This window comes from Halorubrum vacuolatum, assembly GCF_900188065.1.
Taxonomy (GTDB): domain Archaea; phylum Halobacteriota; class Halobacteria; order Halobacteriales; family Haloferacaceae; genus Halorubrum; species Halorubrum vacuolatum.
On sequence record NZ_FZNQ01000016.1, the window covers coordinates 39,833 to 64,694 of the forward strand.

Below are 24,862 nucleotides of genomic sequence, written 5' to 3' on the forward strand. Positions count from 1 at the left end.
CCTTTCCATGTTCCCTATCATATTTGCTAGTGTTCTGGATCTGTCTCGTCCGGGATGTCGACTAGGACACGATCACCCTCAGCAAACCTCGCCACTATCTCTTCTATTGAACTCAGCCACGATAGCCTCGTGGATCTACAGGTACGTATTTATGACTTCCTCGTGTTCAATGTGTGTAATGAGCGAGGCTGGCTCACCGCTCGACATTAACGCTCTCGTAAAGGAGTACACTAGCGAAAAAGACTGGGAGCAAGACAAAGCACATGTCAGGAACACATCCGAGGCTGTACAAACCCTTGTCCGCGCTATTGTCGATACTGGATCGATCGACGAGTATGCGATGCGAACGGTCTACAATCTGTGTCAGAATGACCGCGCACTGACTCCAGAAAAAAAGAAAGAGCGGATTGAAAATATTGAGATCGATCAAGACGCCAAAAGTGAAATAAAACAATGTATTGATGCGGGAACAGGGATCGTAGGAAAAGGGAGATTTACGGTGCCAATAGAAGGATATGAGCAGGAATCCTACGAATTTCTTAAAAAAGTAATTGAATCCGATGACAAGGAAACAATTGACAAAGCAATCAATGAATTTGCTTCGTTGAACATAGATGGAATCCAAGCTGGAATTATATCTGCCATTCTATATTTTATCCACCCAGAAAAATATCCGATAAGCAACAAGCGATCACGGAATGCAATGGAAAGATATTTTGATTTCGAAATATCTAGTCGGCTAAATCAATACGTTGAAGACACTAGTAAATTTTGGACAGTAAAAGAGAAGTATCCGTTTGAAGATGATTTCCGTCACTTAGATAGCTTCTTCAATTGGATGAACCAACAGGATTTTCCAAGGGAAGATAATAAAGATGACAAATCAGGAGCTCAACAATTTACTGGCAATAATGAAAATACGCCGCCAACAAAGCCTGCAGTGGACGGTGTTACTCAAGAGGTACTTGACCGGTTCAAACAGAAGCTCACCCCACCGCAGATTGAAGCACAGATCCCAGAGACACTCTACTTCGAAGACAACGACCGGTTGCGACGCGAAATCGAAGCATCGCTCCGCTCTGGCAAACACATCATCTTCACCGGGCCGCCAGGAACCGGGAAAACCAAGCTCGCCAAAGCGGTTTGTAACGAAGCGACAGCTTACAAGCAAGTAGACGGGTACCGATTTACCACGGCTACCTCAGAATGGACCGCTTTCGACACGATCGGTGGGTACGTCCCGTCCACGAGCGATGGTGGTCAGGAGCTCCTGTTTGAACCAAGGCTGTTCCTGAAGTGCTTTCGGCAGGACCGTATCGTCAACGAGTGGCTCATCATTGACGAAATCAATCGGTCCGACATCGACAAAGCGTTCGGGCAGTTGTTCTCGGTGCTATCCGGTGACTCGCCGGAACTTCCATACGAACGCGAACGCACCGTCAAACTGCTCTCCGTGACCGGACAAGAAAGCCAAAATAAACTCTCAGAGATTATTGCGAACCCGGACGCATTCCCTGTGACGCCGTCGTGGCGGCTCATCGCCACGATGAATACGTACGACAAAACCTCGCTGTACGAGATGTCCTATGCGTTCATGCGCCGCTTCAATTTCATTCACGTCGGCGTCCCGCCACTGAAGACCGACGACGGCGCAGTCCGTACCTCGCTTCTGGACCCGGATGCTGATGACAATTATTCGGCTGCGTGGCTCGTCGATAACCCAGATCTTCGCCCCGTACTTGAGAGAGCATATCCAACTATCGCAGTTCTGTGGCAGCGTATCAACGAATACCGCGTGATCGGTCCGTCAATCGTTTACGACATCATGCGATACCTAGACTCCTACGAGCACGCTGGCGGAACACAGCGTGATGCGCTCTCGTCAGCTATCGTCTCACTCGTGTACCCACAACTCGAAGGGATGCGCCCCGAGGATCAAAAACGACTGATCCGGTCGCTCACTGGTACAGGGATAGATACTGAAGACGGAGAAGTTGATCTTAATTTGGACGAGGAGCGGTTGCAGACGAAAGCCGCGGACTTCTTCGGCATCAGTTTCGACGATGACGCGTAGCCTGACTGCCGACGAGCTCGTCGACGCCACGACCGAAGAACTCGCTACGTACCTTCGAAGCGGCGCGATCAACACACGCGCGCTTGCAGAGTCGCTCGATTACGAAGGCCTCGACATCGACGACTGGGCGAGACTCAAACGCATTCATTTCTGCCTAAGCGAGGACGTTCACGAATTCATCGCCAAGCTCCCGGAACGCGTTCGCCGGATCAAAACCGAAAACCAACGCCAGCACGTCAATACCCAAGGTGAGGTCCGTGGTTCGATCAACTGGAGCGGGACGCTACGAACGTGGGCAGACACCGGCTACGCTGATCGGAGTCGCTTCGTCTGCGATACGCCCTATACCGAGTACGACATCGCGGAAAATCGGGTACTGAAACGCCTACTTTGGCATATCCACCGTACGGTCACGACCGACCTTCGCGGTGTCAAGTACGACTGGCGTCGCCAGTACTGGACCGGTAACCAAATCGACCGCTTTGACCGGCTCTACAAGCACAACGTCCACTTGAACCGGATCGCTGCCGGGCAGCAAATCACCGTAACCGACCAAGATCTCACGGCGGCGCGGCGCTCCCGGCTTGACCTGTACACGGACGCTTACGAACTGCTCGACAGATACCAGCGACTACAGGCCGACCGGTTCGATCCAGACATCACCAAGCTACTGACCGAGACGCTCATCATACCTGCATCCGAGCCAACGCTCTTCGAACTATTTTGTATTTTCCGCATTCTCCGGTATCTTAACGACGAAACTACAGGCGTTCAACTGCACCCAATCGCTGGTGAAACCACTGCTCTGGCCCAGCTCGAAACCGACGACCGACGTATCGAAGTCTACCATGACCAGAACGGCGCGATCGACTTCCATGAAACTCTTAACCCGGAAATTGTGCCGGAGCACTCGACGTTTAGACGCTATCAGGACGCGCTCGTCGATTATACTGATGCGCTCCGTGGATTGACTGGTGCCGAGAAAGATCCTGTGCTGTACCGGGGGCGGCCTGACATCGTGATCGAGATCTACGACACGAGTTCCTCAAACGACGAACTGGTTGCGGTGCTTATCGGCGAGGTCAAGTACTCATCCAGAGCGCAAACCTTCCGGCAAGGTCTCGAAGAGCTAGCTACCTACCGCCGGTTTGCTCACTACGACGGCTACATCGTCGACAACCCAAACGTGCCGATCACCAGTCTTCTCATAACCAATGGCTATTCCACAGACGGTATCGCTGACGACATCACCCACCTGAACGGTGGCGACCTACGTACCGCAGATGTCGCAGTACTCCGGTCATTCGCAACCAACCTACTCACGTCAACCCCTACGATTGGATCGTAGCACGACTTTTTCGATCGGCACGTTATCCAAGAGTCCCAGTTACTGGGGGTATTCAGTGAGGAAAATTTTCGGGGCTTGCTCGAATAATCGCTAACACTTTCTATTGGTATTTGAACCAATAATCTTATTGCATTGGTCTGTCTACCAATAAACGAGGATGGGCTCACTGACCGACGACGAGCTTAATGGCGTGAGTGAGGGACGAGCATACCCCGACGGGACGGTCGTCCGTGTGTTCTGCATGCGGACGAATCGTGACGCGTACCCGTCTGAATGGGCGTCAAGCTCCACTACGGCGCAACGGAGCCGGACCCGCCCCGCACGCTTGAGGATGGAACGATTCGTCGGTATGACAACTCGCACGAGGACACCAAAGGGCACGAACTACACGTGGCACCAAACCATAACCCAGACATCATCAAGTTTCCCAGGATGGTCGAACTCTGGGACCGGTTCTGGAGCGAGATTTCGAAACCCGAGTTCAATGTCACGTGAAGCCATCACACCACAGTGATACCCATGACTGATACCACCCCACCAATGCACCCGATGGAACGCGAACAGCTGCGGGCCAAATCAACCCTCGTCGTGACTGTAAAGTCATCCAACGAGTTCCACGACAGCGTTAGCAACGGGATCGAGGCGCTTGAACAGGGGGACGCGGTCGATTCCACGCCGACGCTCTCGTTCACCAGCTACGACGATCTGATGAAGACGCTGACGCCGCGCGTGCTCGATCTCATCGAAGCTGTCCGCCAAGAAGAACCAGCCAGTATCAACGAAACTGCACGGGTCGTTGACCGGGACGTGAAGAACGTCCATGAGGAACTCAGTCGGCTCGCCCAACTGGGCATCATCTTCTTCGAGGAAAACGGACAGAATAAGCGACCGGTTGTCTGGTTCGACGAACTCGTTATCAACCTGCCGTTCGATCCAGAAGCCGACGACACGGCGGCTACCGCACCGTAGCCGACATGCTAGAGACGGATCTTCCGGGCCTCGACGCCTGTACTCAGCGCAGCCCGCACAGATGTTGAGTCAACCACTCCAGTCCTCATTTGGAAACCTCTCTGCAACACGTTCAACGAATCGTTCGCGTCTCGGTCAGGCTCCAATCGACATGACTCCTCATCTTGGATACCATCGCTCAGTAAGGAAGTCAGAGTTCCGCCATCCACAAATGAGAACTCGGGGGCTGCTCGGCGATACAATCGTGCTCCCAGTCAGGAGAACATGTTGTAAGTCTCTCTCATCAGTCTGTTTCCGTGCTCTCCTTGAGTGGATCGATGCTTCTGGTACTCCCTCACCCGTTTCTACTCACAACGGAACTTGATCGCACGGATCCCGCAAGGACAATCAACGGAGCCTTCGCTCCTAATCTACTCGCGTCAACTCCGACGATTAGCCCGTAGCACGACTTTCTCGATCACTGCCCTGACGAGTACCTCGGCTACTCATGTCGTTCACGAAGCCCACCGGAAAATTCACCCGAAGGATCCTTCCGAGGCGCAGAATGGGTCAGTCTTCAACCGCTGACGACGGAGTTGACCGATTCTATTCGTCAGAGGTTGTCCTCGGAGCTGCTGACATTGGGACGACTCATATCATGTTTGGCATCTATATGAAGAAGCGACCGGAGGTTGGAGTGTCTGGGTGGAATGTTCAGAGTCTGTTGTTGATTTCTCCGACGATATCCTCAGGTACAAACAGCGAAACATCGTCGCGGTCGGCAGCTGTCTGGCACAACCCGTCGGAAAATCCGGAGCGACAGAAGCAGCAGTAGTGATAGTCGGGCTCCCCGCCTTCTGGTGGTGTCCAGTCTACTTGCCTGGCGCTCCGTTCAAGATCAGCGAGATCGCCCTCGTGCATCTCCCGCGTCGTGTACTTGCACTCGCCGACGACGAGCGTGTCGTCGCTTGCGAGACCGACAACATCAAGCTCGTGATCTCTGTGCCACCAGTAACCGATTCCACGATACGTCTTCGACACAAGGTCCGGAAGCGCGTTCTGACAGACGAGTTCGAACATCGGTCCCATGTACTCTGTGAAAGAGGGAGCGACAAGCTCCTCATACGCCTCTTCACCGAGCTGAGCTATCTTCCCCTCCTGACCGTACACATACCGGAACCAGAAACGAAACAGCGGCTCTTTCAACCGATATCGACTTTTCCGCGTAGCGTTCGGATTCGCAGTCACCGGAATATCGCGTTCGACGAGACGGAGTCGGCGAAGCTTCGAGAGGTACGATCCGAGCGCGTTCGAATCGACACCTGCGAAATCCGCGATCTCGTTTGCTGCGCGTCGGCCCGTGGCAATGGCCCGAAGGACCGTGTAGTAGGTCTGTGGCTCTCGAATACCGAACTCTGTCCGGAGAAGGAATTCGGGCTCGTTGTGGAGGATACCGTGTTCGGAGAGCACGTGTGTCTGGATGTTCTCCGCCAGCGACGCTTCGGCCGTGAGGGCGCGGAGATAGTAGGGAGTTCCACCGAAGACGCCCCACGACTGGACGGTGCCATCGGGATCGTCGCTCGGATAGAACGCTCGGGCGTCCCTGATGTCGAGTGGTGGCAGATCAATTGTTGCGGTCCGTCGTCCATAAAGCGGGCTACCACCACCCAGCACCTTCTCTTCCATGATGCTAATCGACGACCCAACGAGCACGAGCGTCATCTCGGTATCCGCGAGATGCAGATCCCAGACGCGCTGGACTTTCGAAGGCAGGGCGTCGTCCGACTCAATGAGGTACGGGAATTCGTCAAGTACCACGACGGCATCCTCACGGCCGAGCGTACGGAGCAGTGCCTCCCAGTCCCGCTGAATGTCTCCGAGAAGAGGAAACGTCTCACTCGCTATATCGACGAAGTTGGCGAGTTGTACCTCAGGGGTCTCTTCGGTCGCTTGCCAGTAGACTGCGCCGTCGCGGTCGGAGATCGCTTCTCGAACGAGCGCACTCTTCCCGAGACGACGGCGCCCGTAAATAACGATGAGATCTGCTTCCTCACGTTCGAAGCGTGAACGGAGTAAATCGAGTTCGTCGCGCCGGTCAACGAACTGTGGTTGTACCATATGCTTCCCACGTTGGCACCATCCATAATAATGTCGAATATCTAAATCAGGATTTTACTAATCATGATTTTATAATTTTATTTGTTCAACGGGTGTTCACGCGCGACGTTTACGTTGAAAAAAGAGCTGTGTGTAACCGAGTTCGGGATGCTTACGCTCGCAGGCATCGCAACAACGATGCCTGTCAAATATCGCTGAGCGTTGCCTGCTCCCCAGGGATCTCCCGTTCGCTGGATCTTTTCCGGCTGCCAGAACTTTCACCGCTGTTCACGACTTCTTTGAAGTGTGCTAGGACATCATGCCACGAAGCGAGTTCCACCCCGCACGTGCAGCAATATGTGGGCTCAAAGCCAACGGCATCTAGTGGATACAACTCAAGCGTATCGGGCACGATTTCCGGTGTCCCGTCGTCTCCCGGTCGATGACATTGTTCAGGGCTGGTTCGTTCCAGCGTTTATGTTCGTCATTGACCCCTCGTCAAGTGCCTGTCGCCACAAGAGATGAGTTGCCCGGGCAACGACATCAACTGAGTATTCCCTGAGGCACGATTGCTCTACGTGGGTATCCGCGCTTGATGCGTCTGGTGGTGGGTGGAAGTGTCGATCGTCGGACGGTGCTGTAAAGTCGTGAGGGTGGATATCCCACCGGAGGTTGCGCCCGGACGTATCTGAGTAGTGAATATTGTAGTCGTTCGCCGTCGTCCATCGAACCGTGAATATCGTTGTCTCTGCCTCCCCGACGGCATACGGTATCGTGAGCCGGAGTTCTCGCGGGTTGAGTCGATCATCGATTTCGCCTGAAGCCATCGGTTCGATGGTAGTGAATGCCTCTCGGAACGCATCGAGTTTCGTCACGTCGATCGTACCTCGAAGTGTGTGAGACTCGCCGTCTCCATCGTCGAATTGCATCAAACTGCTTCTGCGGCATCAGTGGGATTTTCGACCGCGCTGAGCGCGAGCGCCACCTCCGCGAATGCGAGGTTCCGCCGCGTCGTTCGCCACTCCAGGAGCGTCTCTGCGTCGATATCCGCGTGGGATCGGACGGCGTCATCGGGCGAGTTAGCGCCGAACCGATCGCCGTACTCTCGAAGCTCCTCGCGCATCTCCAGAACGCGTGCCGAGAGCGTTTCGGTGTCCGTCTCGTCGAGGATACGCCGAGCCTGTTCGAGAGCGATTGAGTCCTTGGCTCGCTGATACAGGGTCCCCGTCGAGTCCGGCGACGCGGTCTCTGCCACGTAGCCGTGCTCGGCTAACGAGCGAAGGTGCTTGCGGGCTGTCTGCTCTGACGTGAGGGCGTTGTCGGCAACGGTCGCCGCGCTCATGGGTTCGTACGCCGTGCGCATCACTGATCGCACACGGTCGAAAGGACTGGTCTCACGCTTCCAGTCTTTCTTGGCGCGCTCGTTCACATCATCGAACGCCGGCGCAGAGTCTGGCATCAAGTCAACGTATGAAACATAAGTATATCACCCTTTGGAATGATATTCTTACCTGCGGGGACTGGCGAGTGTTTATCAGTACACCTGAATGATATCCCGACGCGATCGCTGGCGCCAGAATCGACATCCGATGGTTCACAACCGGAGATTTACCCATCCAATACCTCGAAATCCGGGGAGACAACACCCACTGGGAGCGACGGTGGGATCGGCATCCAAATACACACAACACCTGACGCCACTTTCACGAACCACCAACACCCCACTGGCCGGAATCGTTAATTACCGTGTCGGGTGACGCAGTACGGGAGGCCTTTCACTTCAACAGCCTCTACATCCGGTGCTTTCACGACGGCTTGTCCTTTGCCGAAATTCGGAAGATCTTTTTTGAACTCAGAAGGGATTGATGGCACGTCATCGACGACCTCTGCCTTCAGTCCAAGGAAGATGTTCGTGTTAATTTGCTTGATTACGTCGTCATCCACGTCATCGGGGTTCTGTGTGATGAGACACAGTCCAAGCTTGTATTTTCGACCCTGCTTGACGGCGACGCGCGCCCGTCGGAGAATATACTCTTCGCGGAGACTGCTCGCACTCGCTAAGTAATTATGCGCTTCGTCAACCGCGACGAGCATAGGCGTGTCACGAACCGCCGGATCAACCTGATAATCATCAATTTTGTTCTCGATGATGTATGAGAGGATCGACAGTACGGTCAGGCTCTCTTTCCCGCCGTTGAGGTGACTCGTCGGGATCACCGTCACCTGCCCCTCGCGGAACACCGTATCGGAGATGTCTGGAAGGAACGCAGTCCCCTGATCGAACACCTGCCGGAACGTGTCACGGTCGACACGCCGGTTCACTGCACTCCACGTTCCCCCGCCAATGTTGTTCTCCTCGCGTAGTCGGCTCTCATCGTCATCGTGCTCGTCGAGGAACTCGAGGAAATCAATATACTTCGGACGGTCCACGGAGCGGTCCGGGTAGCCACCCTGCGAATCGAAGCACGAGAAGTACGCGTTGATGCAGTCTTCGATTGCGCCGCGCGTGACCTCGGTCGGCGTGTACGGCATCAGCATTTCCGGCCGACCGCGAACGATCTCAAAGGGGATCGAGAGTTCACGACTCTCCATCGTCGAGGGGGCGTTCGTGCCGGCAACCTGCGGGACGAACACGTTGAGGTCGTCGACGCCGCCGTGTTTGATGTTGTGTCGGCGGAGTTCTCGCTGTATCGCGTCATCGTTCACGACAGCGTCGCTGTCCTCGCGCATCTCCCAGTACTCGTTCTCGGGGTCGATGATAACGAGATTGAGCCGTCGCTGTTCTTCTTCACCTGTCTCGTGATGGCGAATTGGATAGCGCTTCTCAGAGACGAACTGTCGCAACACGTTCTTCGTAAAATGGGTCTTCCCCTTCCCGGTCGAACCCGCAACGAGAGCGTGTCTGAACACGGCGGGCTCACCGTCCTCAACGTCTCCCGTCTCTCGATCGATCCCGGGGTTGCTGAGGTAGTATGGGAAGTTGTCGTTGTTAACCGTCATCGGCTCGCCGCCGACAGAGAGCCATCCGGTGAAGATCCCCTCGCCCGGAATGTTCAGTCCCGTTCGGAGACAGTCTTCATCACGAGCCAGCCGTGCTGGGGAGTTCGGTTTCGGAATCCGATTGACAATGCCGCTCTCGATGTCATCCGAGCCAACGTTTTTGAGAATAGCCAACGGTTCCAACTCCGCAACTTGGACGAACTCTGACTCGTCAAGGTCAACATGCGCGCTGATCTGGTTGTGCGCGTCAGATTTGTCGTCAAGATCAGTGTACGGCTCATAGCGCAGCGAATCCGTCACTGCGAACAACTCACTCCCATCGTCCGGATACGGGATCTGTACGTAATCACCGAGGCGTATCCCCTCTCTCGCGCCCGTACGAATGAACGCGTTCACTTGATAGTCACGTCTGCTGACGTGTATCTCCTCGCTTGCGAGGACGTGCCCGAGTTCGTCATCTGTAGGTGTGGACACGCCACTTGGGACCGTTCTTTCCGGCACCGCAGTGCTGTCTGACTCGGTGTCCGTCGCACCTGGTTCGTCAGTTCGTGTCTGTTCGGACTCTTCGGAGTCGTTTGCGACCGGGTCGTTGTCGAGAATGTCGTCGATGTTGTCACTCATAGCTTCGGGAATCTTCGAGGTGGCTCCAACGGCCGTCGCGGTTGTAGTCAAACGCAGACTCGACGGTTTGGAGCGTGTCGCGGATCGTTTCGCGGTTGTCGGGACTGATGCGTGCGATGCGGTCGGCACGCGCGACGGCTCGCGGTACGTCGCTCTGACGAGCGATCTCTTTGAGCGCTTTTAAGAGGATCTGCTCTCGACGGTCGTCGTCAGTGAGGAACAGTGCTGGCGTCTCGATTCGGAACACGTTCCCCGTTTTCGGCGTGCGAACATACGCGAACGCCCGCCGGTATGCGTCTGGTTGGCCGTGGCTGAGTTCGTCGGATACGGCTGTCAGCAGGTCGTACGCGTTGCCTCGGAGTTCGACGTCTGTTTGGACGAACCAGGAGGTGTACGTGAGGTGGTCAAGGCTGTCATCGCGGAGTACTTCTCCGATGAACTGGTGGTCTCGGAGCCATGGAACGTCGTGTAGCGTCCCGTATGGGCCTCGGAGATCGTGCCGACTGATCTTCGTTCGGAGTGAGTCTGTGAGCTCACCCATGGACGAGGTTTTCACGACGCCTAACACTGGGACATCGCGTTCAAAACATGCATCAACGACTGTGACGTAGTTTTTGATGACGTCAGTGGGAAGGTCCCAGTTACCGATCGGTGCGCCTTGTCCGGCACGGTCGAGCAGCGTCCAATAAATAACGCTGAGCGGGTACACAGAGCCGTCGAGAAATAGTGGGCCGTCCACCACATCGAGACACCGCCGTGCGTGTTTCCCTTCTGCAAGCCGCTGTACGGTGGACGTGAGTATCGAGGTGACGTTCGCCCGTTGGCGCATCTCGGGGATGCGGATAATCTCTCCTTCGACACTCCCGCGCTCGGTTTGTTCGTTGTGGAGCGTCACGTCGTCGTCTTCGAGATACACCCCAGTGATCACAGTCCCTCGCCGCTCGGCATCTCGATCGCTGTCAGCACCACTTACCCCGAGTTTTGCGTGTGCGGTGTCGACGACGAGTCCATTGTTGTATTCCAACGGCCGGGTCGTGCTAGCATCAACACCGTATGTCGGCTCGCTCCACGGGTCATCAGTCCACGTCCCGAGTTCCGCCTTGCGGGTTTTGAAATACTCCGGCTCACCGATCGGTTCGACCGTCCCCCCGTTATGGGTGAGCAGGTTGAACAGATCGCGGGCGTGTGCGGCCTGATCGTCCACCTCGCGTGGGATACCAGCATCAACGCGTTCGGCGAGTTGTCGCACCACGTCGAAAGCGCGTTCGTCCATTTACTCGTCACCTGGGATGCGTCCACCTCGATGTACGTCAACTCTACTGGCGTTCGTTTCTTCGTCGATTGAGACTTCAATCTCGTGTTCAGCACCCTGAATGAGTCGCTCGTCATGGGAGACGACGATCACTTGCGGCACATCCCACTCGGCGATGCTGTCAAGCATTTGTTCGAGACGTCCGATGTGGCCCTTATCGAGGAACGTCGTCGGCTCATCGAGGATGAACGGTGGGAGGCGACCGCTGTCACCCTCGCGCATCTCGGCGATGAGTTTGTAGATACCGGCTCGGAGCGCGAGATTGACGATGGCGCGTTCCCCGCCGCTGGCGTTACTCGGGTGTTCGAGCGTCCCGTCGTCACGAAGCAACTGAATCGCGTACGGCGTCCCATCAGGCCCTTCCTCAAGGATGCGTACCTGCTGGTAGCTACTGTTCTTGTAGATGTCGCTGAATATGTCGTTCGTGTACTGGTTGATGTAGGCGAGGTACTGCTCACGGAGGTCCGCCTTCGTACTTCGATACACCGCCATCATGCGATCGAACTCGTCAGAACGCTCTTCCGCCCACTTGCGTTTTTCCTCTTCGAGTGCGAGTCGCTCGCGGAAGTACTCTAGATTTTCAAGATCGTTTTCGAGCACTGTCCGCGCTTCCTTGAGCGAGTCTAGTTCGGCGTTCAGTTCTTCGACCGTGGCCTCGCGCTCCTCAATCTTCCGTGATGCCGTTTCTAACTTGTCTCTCTGTGCTTCGACGTCGATCGATCCGAGTTCCTCGGTGAGTTCATCAATGTTGTCTTCAACGCCAGCGATCTGTGCGTTGAGATTCTCGATCGTGTCCTGTGCATGACCGATATCTTTCTGATGGCCTGCGATCGCCGTCTCTAACTCGTCGATCTCGTCGTATGCATCCACCACGTCTACAACGAGTTCGCGCTGTTTCATCGCGGTGTGAACTGCTTGCTGAGCGTCTTCAAGCGCTGCTTTGGCCCCAGCGACCGCATCGCGCTGCGCTTCAATCTGCTCGTCGTAGTCGTCGAGTTCTGTGTCAGCGTCAGCGATCTCTGCTTCAAGCTCCTCTCGTTCAGCTTCGAGATCAGCAAGCTCGTCCGCAAGGTCGTCCCGTTCCTGTCGACGTTCTTCGACGGTCTCGAAGGCCGCCACAACCTCTTCGCCGTCCTCAATCTCCGCTTCGAGCGACTCGATGTCAGAGTTGAGGTCAGCGATCGTGTGTTCAAGATCGTTGACCTCCGACTCTGCAGACTCAAGCTTGGCCTCAGCGTCGGCGAGCTCGGACTCGGCTTCAGTATGATCGTCCTGTAACGACTCACACTCGTCTTCGAGTGTACTCACGCGCTCAGCTTTCACCTCAACCATGTCGTCACGGAAGCCCCGGAGTTCGATCGCCTCTTCACGACACTCGTCAAGAGCGTCCCGCCGGTCGAGGAGTTCATCGCGCTCTTTTCTCGCCTCGGCAAGGTCGGATTCAATCTCGGTGAGTTCGGCTTCAATGTCCGCGAGTTCGGTCTCAACGTGAGACGGATCGACGTCTTGGCCGCACTTGGGGCACGTCGCTACTCCATCGAGTGCCTGTAGCTCCTCGCGGTCCTCCTCAAGCGCCGTTTGACGGGCCTTGAGTTCGGTGACTGTCGTGTTCGCCGTCTCGATTGCGTCCTGTATCTCTCCTTTTGCTTCTGGGATCTGGTTGTCGATGAGACTCTGTAGCGTGTCACCCGACACACTCAACTCAACGGTGGCGAGATCAGCATCAAGACTCTGTAGCTCCTCGTCGAATTGATTTTCTGCCTCCGTTTTCGCCTCACGTGCGGCTTCGAGCTCTGACTCCACCTCTGCGATGTCGTCCGACAACTGGTCTCTCTCGTCACGTGCGTCTGTGACGGCTGCTTGCATCTGTTCACGTGTTGATTCGGCTGCCTCAAGAGACGCCTCTGCCGCTGCGCGCTCTTCTGACAGTTCATTCTTTTCTGTCGTCAACGCCTCAACGCGTGTCTCGATAGTCTCCCGCGTCTCGTCAGCAATTGTGTCCGGACAGGACTCGTCTGGGAGGAAATCGGTGGTTACAGCGTCTCGCTTCTCGACAGCAGCCGCAACGTCTTCCTCCGCGGTTTCGACATCATCCGAGATACTATCCTTCTCTTCGAGCAGGTGATCGAGGTCTGCTTCGAGCTCTTCCGCCTCCTCGCGTAACGCATCTCGTTCGTCGATGAGTCGGTCTCGCTCGGTCTCCACCCGGTCAAGCGTTCCCTCCCGATCTGTGTGTTCGATCTGTGCCGTCTCGACCGCGTCTTGTGCGGCACTCAGCGCCTCCTCAGCACGCTCTTCCGTCGACAGATCGGCATCTATCGGATCTGTCGTGGATGGATCATCGAGCTGGTCGAGTGCTTCTTGCTTCTCATCGATATCACCGTGGAGTGTGTCAACCTCCGTTTCAGTCTCCGCAATTGCCGTCTGGGCGTCTTCGATTTCACGTTGTTTCGCTGCTCGCTCTTCGACGAGTTCCTCGCGCTCATCTTTGGCTTGTTCAAGCTCGGTTTGTAACTCGTCGTGATTCTCAAGCCGTTGCTCGACGTCCTCTTTTGCGTCCCGGAGATCCTGTAGGAACTCCTCTACTTCTTCAATCTCTGCTTGTTGCTCCGAGATCTCCGCCTCTTTGTCGGCGATGGCAGCCTCGTAGCCCTCAACGTCATGATCGAACTGCTCATCGATGGTCTCACGATGATTCTCAGCGGATTGCTCGTTCTCACTCGCAATGCGACCCATCGCACGACGAGCCCCTTTTGCCCAAAGCTCATATCGATCAATCCGATCGAGTCCCAGCAGGTCATCAATGAGTTCTGCCCGAGCGTCGTCGTCAAACAGGCTATCGACCTCTCCCTGCTGTACGTACACTGAACGAGAGAAACTGTCCTCGTCCATCCCGACCACATCGACGACTTCTGAACTGACATCACGAATCCCTGAGATGGGCTCCGAGAGGGCGGGCGAGTCAAGCTCTGCTCTGTTTTGGCCCTCCGTATCGATTGACCACGTGACGGTGTACGGTGTCCCTGCCACCTCGAATGTCAACACGATCTCGCCTTCTCTCGTGCCTCGCCTGACGATATCGTCGAGATTGAAATCGTTCGCCCCGACATTCCGGATATTCGAGAGGAAGAGTCCACCGAAAATCCCCATGAGCAGTGTCGTCTTCCCGGCACCGTTCTCCCCGTGAACGAGCATTGTTCCCTCGGGGAATGCGATCGATTCGTCTTCGTAACTCCGGATGTTCCGTAGGTGGAGATCAGTGACTTTCATTCGTCGGCCTCCATCGGTTCGACGCCCACCGGTGTTTCCTCGGGCCCGGCATCGTCAAACGCTTCGCGCTGTGCATCACGGAGCGACTCAGCAAAGCTGTCCGCGACACGATTCACGTTCGTGTCGAGTTCATCCGCTTTCCGAACTTGCTGATCGACGTCGAGCGCAACCGTCGAAAAGTCCTCATCCGCGAGTTTCTCCTCAATGGCCCCGTCAAGTCCCTGTAGCGACATGGCCTCAATTGATTCCACGTCAAGGTCGACGCGTCCACGATTATCGTCGACGCTTACGACAGCAGCACCGGCTTCACGTGCCATCTGCGTCACTTCGTTTGCGGTGACTGCGGCCCGGTCGCCGCTCAACTCAATCTTCGCCACAGCTCCCTCAAGGTCATGTCTCTCAAGCACGTCACGGGCATGGGTCGCCCCGTCGTCCTCACCGAATGCGATCTCAAACACCGCGAACGGTCGCGTCTCCAACTCAATCTGCCGGCGGTGAATCCCGCTGTTGTCGATATCGAGGAGCTGTACGACGCCCGTCTCCTCTTGATCTTTCCCGCCGCGTTCCGTCGCACTCGCGTACCAGACATCGGTCCCATCCACAACCGAACTCGCCGGCTGATGAAGATCCCCGAGCGCGAGCCCATCAAGATTGATCCCAGCCCGTTCAATAACTTCAGAGGCGGGGTACACACGCCCCATCCCATGAACAAGCGGCGTGAGGAGTTCATGCATACACAGGATCGTCCACGCTGCTTCCGCAGGCGGTTCTTCGAGTTCCAAGTCGATGTTGTCCCATACGCTCGGACGAACGGCATCGATCCCGTACAGTGCAACATTGCCGACCATCGTCGGCTCTTTGCCGAGTCGAGCAGCAGCGCTCGTTCGCCGCAGCAGATCAAGCCACTGCTCATCGTTTTTCCGTTCGTGATTACCCACAATCCCGTAAAACGGAATTCCGTGTTCTTCGAGTGGTTTCAACGCATCAGCAGCCCGCATCACCGTCGGGAGCGACGGAACCGGATCGTCAAACAAATCTCCCGTGTGAATCACGGCATCAACGTCCCGCTCGATTGCGACTTCGATCGCCTGTTCGAATGCGTTCGTAAAATCCTCACGCCGAATATCTGATCCGTACTGTCGCTTCCCCAGATGGGTGTCACTGATGTGGAGGATACGTGTTCTAGGCATTACTAGTAAGTGTTAGCGCGAGTATATAAAATTCAAGTAACCGAAGTGAAAGTGGATGACGGCAGTGACTCTGGCGTTTGGCGATGTAGCTGTCGTACGGGCAGGACGCACATTCCGGCAATCCGTCAACCCGAGCCTCCAAAGAACCAGCGAGAGTTCCACGAACCATCCGACCCGTAGTTGTTTATTTTTGATGGCTAGTGCTGCTTCAAGCTTGATCAGCTACAATCAACTAAGAGACTCTGTAGCGGATGAACCTAGCGATTCACAGTTGAAGCGGCACTAGGTTAATTGAGTAAATCAAGCAAATTGTTTCGGTCGCAACCAAAGTACGTGTAAATTATTGAATCAAATACTTCACCAATCATCAAATTGAATGACACTATCAACACCACTTCACCAGCTGGGATGGTCTTGTTTGGTGCTGTGAACCGCCTCGGGGTTACGCCCCGAGGCACTCGCCTCGCCTTCTCTGTAGAAAGAGGCGGAGTGACGGTTGAAGCGAACTATATTGAGGAGGGATAACAGTTGCACTACTAAGCTGGTGACGCGAGTGCATTCATTCATATTCATCTGAAGATTTGCGTGCCGCACTGTTCACTCGCTATCCGAATCTACACGGCCCTCCTTTACTCGCTCCAAACGGACAGGATCCACACCGAGTGGTCGTATTGAGCTCAGCCCGATTTGGATGGACTTCAGGATCGGGGGCTGGATCGGTTGCGAGCATGATCCGACCGTCATTATCGCGGGTCAACGAGAGCTGATCTGGGATACGTTCAAGTGATGCTTCGAACGCGGTAGGATCGACCGGAACCTCGCATGTCGTCCCGCCGTCGTGGACGTAGATGAGCTGTGCGCCGACGATATCGATGTCATAGAGTTCCGTGAGCAACCACGCGTATGCCTGTAGCTGGGTGGTGTAGCGTGCAGTTTCGTACTCAGTGTCGGCCCGTACCCCGCCGGTTTTGTAATCCGCGATATACCACTCGCCATCATAGTTGTAGATGAGGTCGATCTCACCTCTGATCATGACGGTCATCTCGCCGATTTTATACGTCAGGTCAAACGTCTCCTCGGCGAGAACGTCCGCATCAGCGACGTCGTGTTGCAAGCGGCCGCCAGTCTCGGTTGCATCGAAGTTCGGGATCACCGTGTGAGTGAGTTCATCGACGACCTCGTCTCCGTATTGGGCCTGGACAGTTGCGAGTTCAGTATCAAGGTCGCGGCCGGCAACGACGTGTGCTTCGAGCACGTCGTGGACGATGGTGCCCCATTCAGCCGGTGCGAGATCGGCCGGTGGCGAGATATCCTGGTCACGAGGCGGCGACATCGGGGTGACATCTTGCACGTGCTGATACTGGTAGCGGCGAGGACAAGACAACAGGTCGTGAACGGCCGTGGCCGTCAATGACTGTGGCCGCAACGGCATGGCGTCAATCGCATCCGTTGATGGCGTGCTGGTCAGGAATTCGTCGACATCAGGGAGCGGATCAGGGTCGTGAGACACCTGTGCGTGCGAGTCAAGCGGGATGTCATCAATACCGAGCGTGAACGGAGAGTGGGCGTTCCCGGGTCGTCCAGCGAGATCATTGAGTTGCTCGTCGGTTGGCGTCACCGTTGTCGTCCCGGGGGTGAAGCCAGTGTCTGGACGCATCGTATCCCGCAAGGGCGCCATCCATGTGGTGTGCTCGCCGTTGTAGATCCGGTTAGTACAGACGCCGAAGAACACGTGATCGGCCGCGCGAGTGAATGCGACGTACAGGTTCCGCCATGATTCAGCGACCTCCCGCTCAAGATGTCGGTTCAACGGGTTTCCGTACCGGAATTGACCGTCAGAATCCCGCTCGTCAGAGAGCCAAATCGGCCCGGTTGCGGTGGCGATTGGCCCGTCCGACCGGTCCGTACCGATCCAGACGCCGTCATCATCCGGACTGTCGATATCGAGCCCGTCCGGGAACGGCGTGTCGCTTGGCTGGGGACGTATCCCGAGCCCATCCCGGCGACTACAGACGAGGTGGTTGAGTTGCGTCCGGGGGAAATTAAGCCGGTTCAACAGATCGACGAGGAAGACGACCGGGAATTCACGGCCCTTCGATGCGTGGACTGTTGTCAACACGACCGCGTCGTCGTTTTCCTCGCTCGCAATCGGCGCCACGGTGAAATCCGGCTGATCACGCGGCGTCATATCACGCAGCGTCGTCAACCGATCAACCAGCTCTCGGTACGCGAGCAGTTCCTCATCTTCCCATTGGTCGATCAGTTCGGTGAGCATCCAGAGGTTACCGTACTCACGGATCGCTTCCGGGTTCGTCAGCAACACGGCCTCAAACCCGGAGTGGCGCAGAATCTTATGGACGAGATCGGATTTCGCCTCTTCACGGCTCCAGCGCAGATCATCGCGTAGCGCCACGAGACCAGCAATACGGGCGCGGTCATCGCCCGGTAATCCGGGAGGCCAGTCATCAAGCAAAGCTTGTACACTGCCGGCAAACCGGGGAACGGTCCGTAGCGTCTCGTCGGAAACAGCGACCAGTGGCGATCGGAGGATCCGAAGCAGTGACGGGCGGGAATGTGGGTTGGCGAACCATTCGAGGATGTCGATGATGAGTTTGATCTCACTCGTGTCGAACAGGTCATCGCTCGCATCAACGGCCGCACGAAGGCCGCGTTCCCGAAGTGCCTGTGCGTACTCCGCCATCCGGGTCCGAGATCGGAATAACAGCGTCACGTCACCCGGGTCCGGAGGGACGGGCGTGCTCGCACCCGATTTCGTGTACGGATCGAGTAAGACCGGTGGATCGCCGTCGGGATCGACGATCGTCGCCACGATAGACGCGATACGCTCGGTTTCAGCACGCACCCAGTCATCACGCCTCGTCTGTCCGGAGAAGTCCATGGCGTGCACATGAGCCTGGTCAGACTCGTCACCATCGCGGAACGCATCCAGCGGTTCGTATGCGATATCGATGTCGCCCATACCGCCGAGACTCGGGTGTGAAAATACGTGCGTGAACAGCCGGTTGGCTGCCGCAATGATATCCGGGTGACTGCGGAAGTTCAGCGTCAACGGCACGTGCGTCAACCCACGAATACCAAAGTAGTCATCAACGACGACCGGTTCAACATCCCGATCCCGCAGGTTATCCGCTCGCTGCGCGGCATCGATCACGTCACCGAAAATCTCCGGCTCCGCTGACCGCCATTCATAGATGGACTGTTTCACGTCACCGATCAACAGAACCTGTGTCGGAGACGAGTCATTCCGAATGAGAGGTGACAGGACCCGGCATTGTGCGTAGCTCGTGTCCTGTACCTCGTCAACGAACACGTACTGGTATCGTGCTGCGAGACTCTCTCGCCAGCGCTCAGCGATTTCCGGGGACAGACGCGCCTTGAGATCGTGTTCATCGCCGTCGAGTTCCCGGACGAGCAGAAACGTCACGTCCGTGTGGGATAACGCACCGGTTTCCCGCGTCAAGCGGTCGTAGTGACGCTCGAACGATTCGAGGACAGTCCCAAACGCATCGATCACGGCGGCCGTGTTATCGTACGTTTCCTGCACGTGCACGAGTAGTTGTGAAAGTACGTCATCGTCGGCGTCAGCCAACACCGGCGGGTTCGGGACGAGCTCGTCAAGAATCGCCTGCACGTCCGCGATATCGACTGGTCGGTCATGGCCCGCATGCATTTCGGTGAGGCTCTCATGCAGGATTTGTGTGGCTTTCGCCGGTGTCCAACAGTACTCACGGCACTTCTGTTGAATCTGCATGATGAGCTCCCGGTATCCAGGTAGTCGGTCATCTGTTGGCGAGAACGCGTTCCGCACTCGCGTCAGTTCCGATGGACAGTCAGCCCGCACGGCGGCGAAGACGTCATCGATAAGATCGGATTCCGTCACTGAATCGCGGATATCGAACGACGCTGGCACCCCGATATCGACGGCGATCTCATCAAGGAGACCACGGAGGAACCCATCAATCGTCCCGATATCCGCGTTCGTCTCGATGTTTCGCCACACCCGCTCACTGAGTGGGGTAGCAGCGACCGCATCGTGTTCACGCAACTGGGCTTTCAACCGCGTTTTGAGCTCGTGTGCCGCATCGTTCGAGAACGTCGTCAAGAGGATCTGATCGAACGGATCCTGCCCGGCAGCGTCCGCCGCGACGACCGCTTGTGCGACCGTGCGGATCATCGTCATCGTCTTCCCGGTTCCCGCACCGGCATTCACACACACGCGACCGTACTCCGGATCATGGAACCGGTCGAACACAGTTTGTTGTGGCCCTTCCAACGAGACGCTACCGCGCGTTTGCAGCGGCGGAGTGGCGGAGTCATGAGCGGTCATCGCTCGTTCACCTGCTGGGGGAGCTGACACAGATCCTGATACACACAGGTAGCACAGCCGTTGTCACCGCTGTCAGTGTGGTTACCGTACCGATCCGTCCCTGCGGCCACAAACTCACGATCAACGTGATACACACTCGGCTCGTTGGCCTCTCCCTGCATCGATTCGAGATGTGCCGAGAGGTCCGTCCGCCACGACTCTGCAAGCCGCTCCCACGTTGTCGGCGACATAGTTCGCCCGGTCTGTTCAACCGCCGCAAGCCCGTCATCCGTCCCCGGCTGGTCAATGAGGTACCCGTCACGACCGCTCGGACCGCTCACTCCTTGCTCAACGAACACCGCACCGAGTGGCGCATCGTATCCGAGCGCCGTTCCGTGTAACCGGTGATCAAGGTCGAATTTCGACCCGATCCGGCACCACGTCGATTTCTCACACTGTCGGCAGACCTCCCGGCACTCCTGTGGCTGCATCGCTCCCTCTCGTGGCGGCTCCCAGCACAGTTTCGGAGCGTACGCGGCCGCGCCGCGTTCGGCGACATAAAACACGGGCAACTGATACGCGTCAACTGTTTCCTCGTCAGCCGTTGCGGCATCGGACGAGTGGAACCGTACCGTGTCAACCCGATGCGCGCCGAGTTCCAACGAGACGTCCCCGACGGTGATGGTTCGCTCAGTAACCCACTCCCAGTCGCGAGACACGTCGGCAGCCAGTTCCGATTGTACGCGCTTGTACTCACGAATGAGCGACTGCGCAATCGATTGTGGTGCCGACGCCGGAGCGTTTTCTCGCCACCATGCGATGACCTCACTTGGGTCGCTGAATGAACCCAAATCGGCTTGCCGGTCGGGTGCAAGCTCCTCGATCACCGCCCGAATCGCCGCTTGATATCGCTCAGTGACGTGCTGCTCGCGCAACACCCGTGGCACACGTCCGAACCGACTCGTCGGATTCGCCCGCCGCGACTCCGGGATCCGCCCACGGTCTATCGTATCGCCGTCGCGGTTGAACAGGTACTGGTAAAAATAATATTTCAACTCACACTGTGCGTATAGATCGGCCTCGTACGTCCGCACTGGATCGCCCGTCAGGGAAGCAGGGCTCAAAGACCCTGCGAACGCCGCATCCGACTCTCCAACGGTAATACGGAACGTCGGTGTCGTCAACCGGTCAATCCGAGGGCGGATCGTCTCATGATACGCCGACCCATCTGTCCACAACGCCAACCGCGTCAACCCAACCGGTGAGATCGACGGCCCCGAGACGTGATCCGCATCAGCCGCGTGAAACGCATACGCCCGTAACCGATCCCGACCTGCTAATTCACTCCACGCTGACGCCACACCGTGTTTTGACACGTCATCGCCGCCATCGCCGGCACTCGAAGCCTCACCGGCTGCACCGGATATTGGCAACCAGTCATCCACGGCGATCCGCGAGACGTACGCATCCTCAGTGGCATCCGGGTCAAGGTAATCAACGAACGACGACCACGCCACCGGATCCGACGCGGAATCCAGATAGTTGTGCAGCACCGTCACGGATTCAGCACTCGTACCGGCAGCCGCCTCGTACAGATCAAGGTCCTGGTTGTACTGACTCTGACGACTCTCATAGAACACGTGCGGGTCAACGTCCCCTCCCGACGCGTCCACCCGGTCATGAGCCACATCGTGCACCGCATCGAACAAGTCCTCGTGCAGAAACGTCGGTGGGGTAAACGAGTGTGGGAACGTCTCAGCAGAGACACCGAGGATGAACACGTGCTCGGCATCCAGAAAATAGGTGTTACCGGCATCCACCACGCGTACCGCGCTCGCATCAGCGCTACGTGTCCCAATCGACTCCCCACCCATCACGTCACCGACCGCCCGGGCGGCAAGCTCCCACCCCGCACCGGAATCAGCCTCTGGCGTCATCGCCCGTGCCCGATCCACGTACGCATGCACTCGGCCAGCTTGGTCCTGCACGCGCCGTGCATAATGACTCTCGTGTTTCGATGAGAGATCACCCCGACTCGGGTCCACCATCGGCCCCGCCGGACTCTCCACATCAGCCCCAACGGTCTCTTCGATATGTCGCTGTAACAGCCGCTGAATCCACGCACGCAGCCATGCCCCGTCCGTTACTGTCAGATCAGCCTGTTCGCGTATCCATGCCACGTACGCCGACATAATCTCCCACTCTGGGCCAGCCCGCTCAACGGCAAAAGTCTCCCACTCCGCCAGACTCCTCGGCCCTGATGTGTCTTCCGCCGCCGCGAGTTCCTCCTCTAACCGCAGGAACTCAGCCTGCGGGACTGGCCACGACCCCACGTCCGCCCGTGGGACACACAGCCCGAGCCGCAGCGGATCGATTACAGCTTCATATCCAACGGCTCCGTCGGGTGCCGTGGATGTCGCCGCGATCACATCAATCGTCGCTTTCACAAATCGATACGCCGGTACATTCGCCATCGGCACCCGCGTCTCGATGTGGTACGGGAACTCGTTCGTCGTAAAGACGTCCTCAACCACCGACCGATACGCCCCGGCATCACGCGCCACCACGACCACATCCTCGGGCACTACCCCATCCGCGAACAACTCGCGTAATCGAGCCGCCACCGCCTCCACCTCCCGCCGATGATCCGGGGCCTCGATCAGCTCCACACCGGACGCTGGAGCCAAACCTTCGAACTCGTTGTGCGCCACCGCCAACACGTCCGCTGCCGCCTCGCTCAGCTCCGGCTGTCGCGCCGTGACTTCACGAACATCCATGCCAATGGCAGTCATCCGTGCCACCAGATCCTCACGCGTCCCTGATCGACCGAACACGGTCACCGTCGGTCCACCCGGCAGATCATCAAGCGCCTCAAGCAACCGTATCGTAGGATTATCGAACACGTTCACCGTCGCCACGCCGACCCAATCGATAGTCGGGAACACCGCCTCCCACTCGGCGGCGAGGTGATCGCACGCCGCCGCAACCAAATGACTCCGCGACAAATACACGTGTGACGGTAACGCCTGCATACGCTCCTGTAATACCCCGTGAATCTCGCCGAAGGCAGCGACTCCCTGTGATGACTTCCACGCCGCAAACGGATCCGACAATTCCTCAGCGACCGCCGCTATCGATCCGTGATCCCGAGCGGCTTCATCAGCCGCCCCGACGTTCGACGCCCGAAAATACTCCTCCAACTCCTTCGTGAGCCGCGCATACGCATCCTCATCCCACTCAATGCGGCTCACAAACCGCTCAAGTTCAGTCTCCGGATCCTCACACGTTGCCGCCGAGACGATCTCAACGATCGCCCGCTGACGCAACGCCCCATCCACCAGCGCCGCTCGTGACCCGTGATGAGCTGACAGGACAGTTCGTGCAATCTCCTCAATCGAGGAGTACCCCGCCGCCTGCGATGCCGGCACCCCAGCCGCCACCAGCGACCGCTTCAAATTCCGTTCCGCGATTGACCCGGCCGTCACACACAACCGCCCCGACCGATCCCCAAGTCCATGCGGCGCCCCCTCTTCCCACCGCCGAATCAGGAACCGATCTAACCGCTCCCCCCGGACCACAACCATAAGACCATCAATCAGCCCGGAACGGAATGATACTTTGCATTTACACGATGAATTACCTGCGACTGTTTCGGGAACCAATGAACAGCACTATCAAAGAAACTCCAGCTCACCGAATGCATATCAGGTACTCTATTCATGTTACGAATGGTAGTCGGATCGAGTGAAGTTAGACATAGACACTCTGAAGGTGAGTACCTCAGGTCCTAACTTAACGCGACATCCGTTTGGGTATATGATTTAAAAGATTGGGGATGACAACTACATCTACAGACAGTATGGGTCCACAGAGCCAAATTTTACAGACAACAGAACAAAGCATCCAGATTCTGCAAGTAGTCAAAGACGAAAAAGATATTTCTGTCGAACAAATCGCATCAAAAGTAGGTATATCAAAAAGTACGGCGTATAAACACGTAGCTACATTAAAGAAGCATGGATTAATTTCTGGCGTCGGCGGTCAGTATTCTCTGGGTGCGCGTTTATTTAGTTTAGGAATATCTGCTAGAAACGGAAAAAGGGAGTTTCGAAAGGCTGAAAAATATACTAATAAGCTATCTGATACTACTAGTGAAGACGCTGAGTTTGGTGTAGAAAACTCTGGAAGAGTGGTTACGTTATATGAGTCTACTGTAGGCTCAGAACAGTCTAGTCTAGGATCAGATTATACACAGTACATGCATTCAACTGCTATTGGGAAATGTATTCTTTCCACATATACAGATGACAGGATAAATTTAATAATATCTGATCAAGGATTGCCAGAAAAAACAGAAAATACGATAACAGATCTGGGCAAGTTGATGGAAGAAATTAAGACGGTCAGGGAGCAGGGATATGCTATAAATGATCAAGAATCCAAGTCCGGTAAACGAGTAGCAGGTGTTCCAGTAGAAATACCTGACTTGAACATGGTCGGAGGATTCTGTGTATCGGGCCCAGAGTATCGTGTTGATGATCATAAACTCCACAATGTATTCCCAAGAGAACTCAACAAAATCGGTACTTCACGAATGACGTAATCGGTCAGATTGAATCGTCGAATTAACCACGAGAAAGTGTCTGGTTCTGGATGTGTTTGAGATCCCTGAACC

The 24,862-nt window shown here is 56.2% G+C and carries 13 protein-coding genes and 1 pseudogene; 5 read left to right on the forward strand and 9 right to left on the reverse strand.

Translation table 11 applies throughout. The features are described from left to right. The first annotated feature begins 178 nt into the window (after nt 1-178). The 4 genes and pseudogenes from CHB65_RS13015 to CHB65_RS13030 all read left to right on the forward strand — a co-directional run bounded on the left by CHB65_RS13015 (nt 179) and on the right by CHB65_RS13030 (nt 4,391). Nucleotides 179-2,074, forward strand: a complete 1,896-nt coding sequence (locus CHB65_RS13015) for a MoxR family ATPase (RefSeq protein WP_089385509.1) — start codon at nt 179-181, stop codon at nt 2,072-2,074. Beyond that, nucleotides 2,064-3,422 carry a hypothetical protein gene (locus CHB65_RS13020; protein WP_089385510.1) on the forward strand — a complete coding sequence of 453 codons (1,359 nt, stop codon included), beginning with the start codon at nt 2,064-2,066 and terminating at the stop codon, nt 3,420-3,422. Before CHB65_RS13015 ends, CHB65_RS13020 begins: the two co-directional genes overlap by 11 nt. Nucleotides 3,423-3,579: 157 nt before the next feature. Beyond that, a pseudogene (locus CHB65_RS13025) lies at nt 3,580-3,917 on the forward strand (toxin-antitoxin system TumE family protein). A 24-nt stretch (nt 3,918-3,941) separates the two neighbouring features. Next, nucleotides 3,942-4,391, forward strand: coding sequence for an HVO_A0114 family putative DNA-binding protein (locus tag CHB65_RS13030; RefSeq protein WP_179213664.1), 450 nt, complete (start codon nt 3,942-3,944; stop codon nt 4,389-4,391). A 693-nt stretch (nt 4,392-5,084) separates the two neighbouring features. Here the strand turns inward: CHB65_RS13030 and CHB65_RS13035 are convergent. The 9 genes from CHB65_RS13035 to CHB65_RS13080 all read right to left on the reverse strand — a co-directional run bounded on the left by CHB65_RS13035 (nt 5,085) and on the right by CHB65_RS13080 (nt 23,672). Further along, on the reverse strand, nt 5,085-6,488 hold the full coding sequence (locus CHB65_RS13035; protein WP_089385511.1) for an ATP-binding protein: 1,404 nt from the start codon (nt 6,486-6,488) through the stop codon (nt 5,085-5,087). A gap of 431 nt (nt 6,489-6,919) precedes the next feature. After that, nucleotides 6,920-7,396 carry a hypothetical protein gene (locus tag CHB65_RS13040; protein WP_089385512.1) on the reverse strand — a complete coding sequence of 159 codons (477 nt, stop codon included), beginning with the start codon at nt 7,394-7,396 and terminating at the stop codon, nt 6,920-6,922. Beyond that, complete coding sequence (locus CHB65_RS13045) at nt 7,396-7,926, reverse strand: DUF7342 family protein (RefSeq protein WP_089385513.1); 531 nt, start codon at nt 7,924-7,926, stop codon at nt 7,396-7,398. The genes CHB65_RS13040 and CHB65_RS13045 overlap by 1 nt, the downstream gene beginning before the upstream one ends. A 278-nt stretch (nt 7,927-8,204) precedes the next feature. Further along, on the reverse strand, nt 8,205-10,088 hold the full coding sequence (locus CHB65_RS13055; RefSeq protein ID WP_089385514.1) for an ATP-binding protein: 1,884 nt from the start codon (nt 10,086-10,088) through the stop codon (nt 8,205-8,207). Continuing rightward, nucleotides 10,081-11,361: a DNA double-strand break repair nuclease NurA gene (locus tag CHB65_RS13060; protein ID WP_089385515.1), complete on the reverse strand. Its 1,281-nt coding sequence runs from the start codon at nt 11,359-11,361 to the stop codon at nt 10,081-10,083. Before CHB65_RS13060 ends, CHB65_RS13055 begins: the two co-directional genes overlap by 8 nt. Next, a complete protein-coding gene (locus CHB65_RS13065) occupies nt 11,362-14,670 on the reverse strand; it encodes an AAA family ATPase (RefSeq protein WP_089385516.1) in 3,309 nt (1,102 codons plus the stop codon). Next, nucleotides 14,667-15,860, reverse strand: coding sequence for a DNA repair exonuclease (locus tag CHB65_RS13070; protein WP_089385517.1), 1,194 nt, complete (start codon nt 15,858-15,860; stop codon nt 14,667-14,669). The genes CHB65_RS13065 and CHB65_RS13070 overlap by 4 nt, the downstream gene beginning before the upstream one ends. A gap of 604 nt (nt 15,861-16,464) precedes the next feature. Beyond that, a complete protein-coding gene (locus CHB65_RS13075; protein ID WP_089385518.1) occupies nt 16,465-20,208 on the reverse strand; it encodes a UvrD-helicase domain-containing protein in 3,744 nt (1,247 codons plus the stop codon). Continuing rightward, the gene (locus CHB65_RS13080) at nt 20,205-23,672 is read right to left on the reverse strand and encodes a PD-(D/E)XK nuclease family protein (protein ID WP_143420423.1); all 3,468 of its coding nucleotides are present in this window, start codon (nt 23,670-23,672) and stop codon (nt 20,205-20,207) included. Before CHB65_RS13080 ends, CHB65_RS13075 begins: the two co-directional genes overlap by 4 nt. A 374-nt stretch (nt 23,673-24,046) precedes the next feature. Between CHB65_RS13080 and CHB65_RS13085 the strand changes: the two genes are divergently transcribed. Next, entirely contained in the window at nt 24,047-24,790 is a 744-nt protein-coding gene (locus CHB65_RS13085) for an IclR family transcriptional regulator (protein WP_179213665.1), read from the forward strand. The last annotated feature ends 72 nt before the right edge of the window (nt 24,791-24,862 follow it).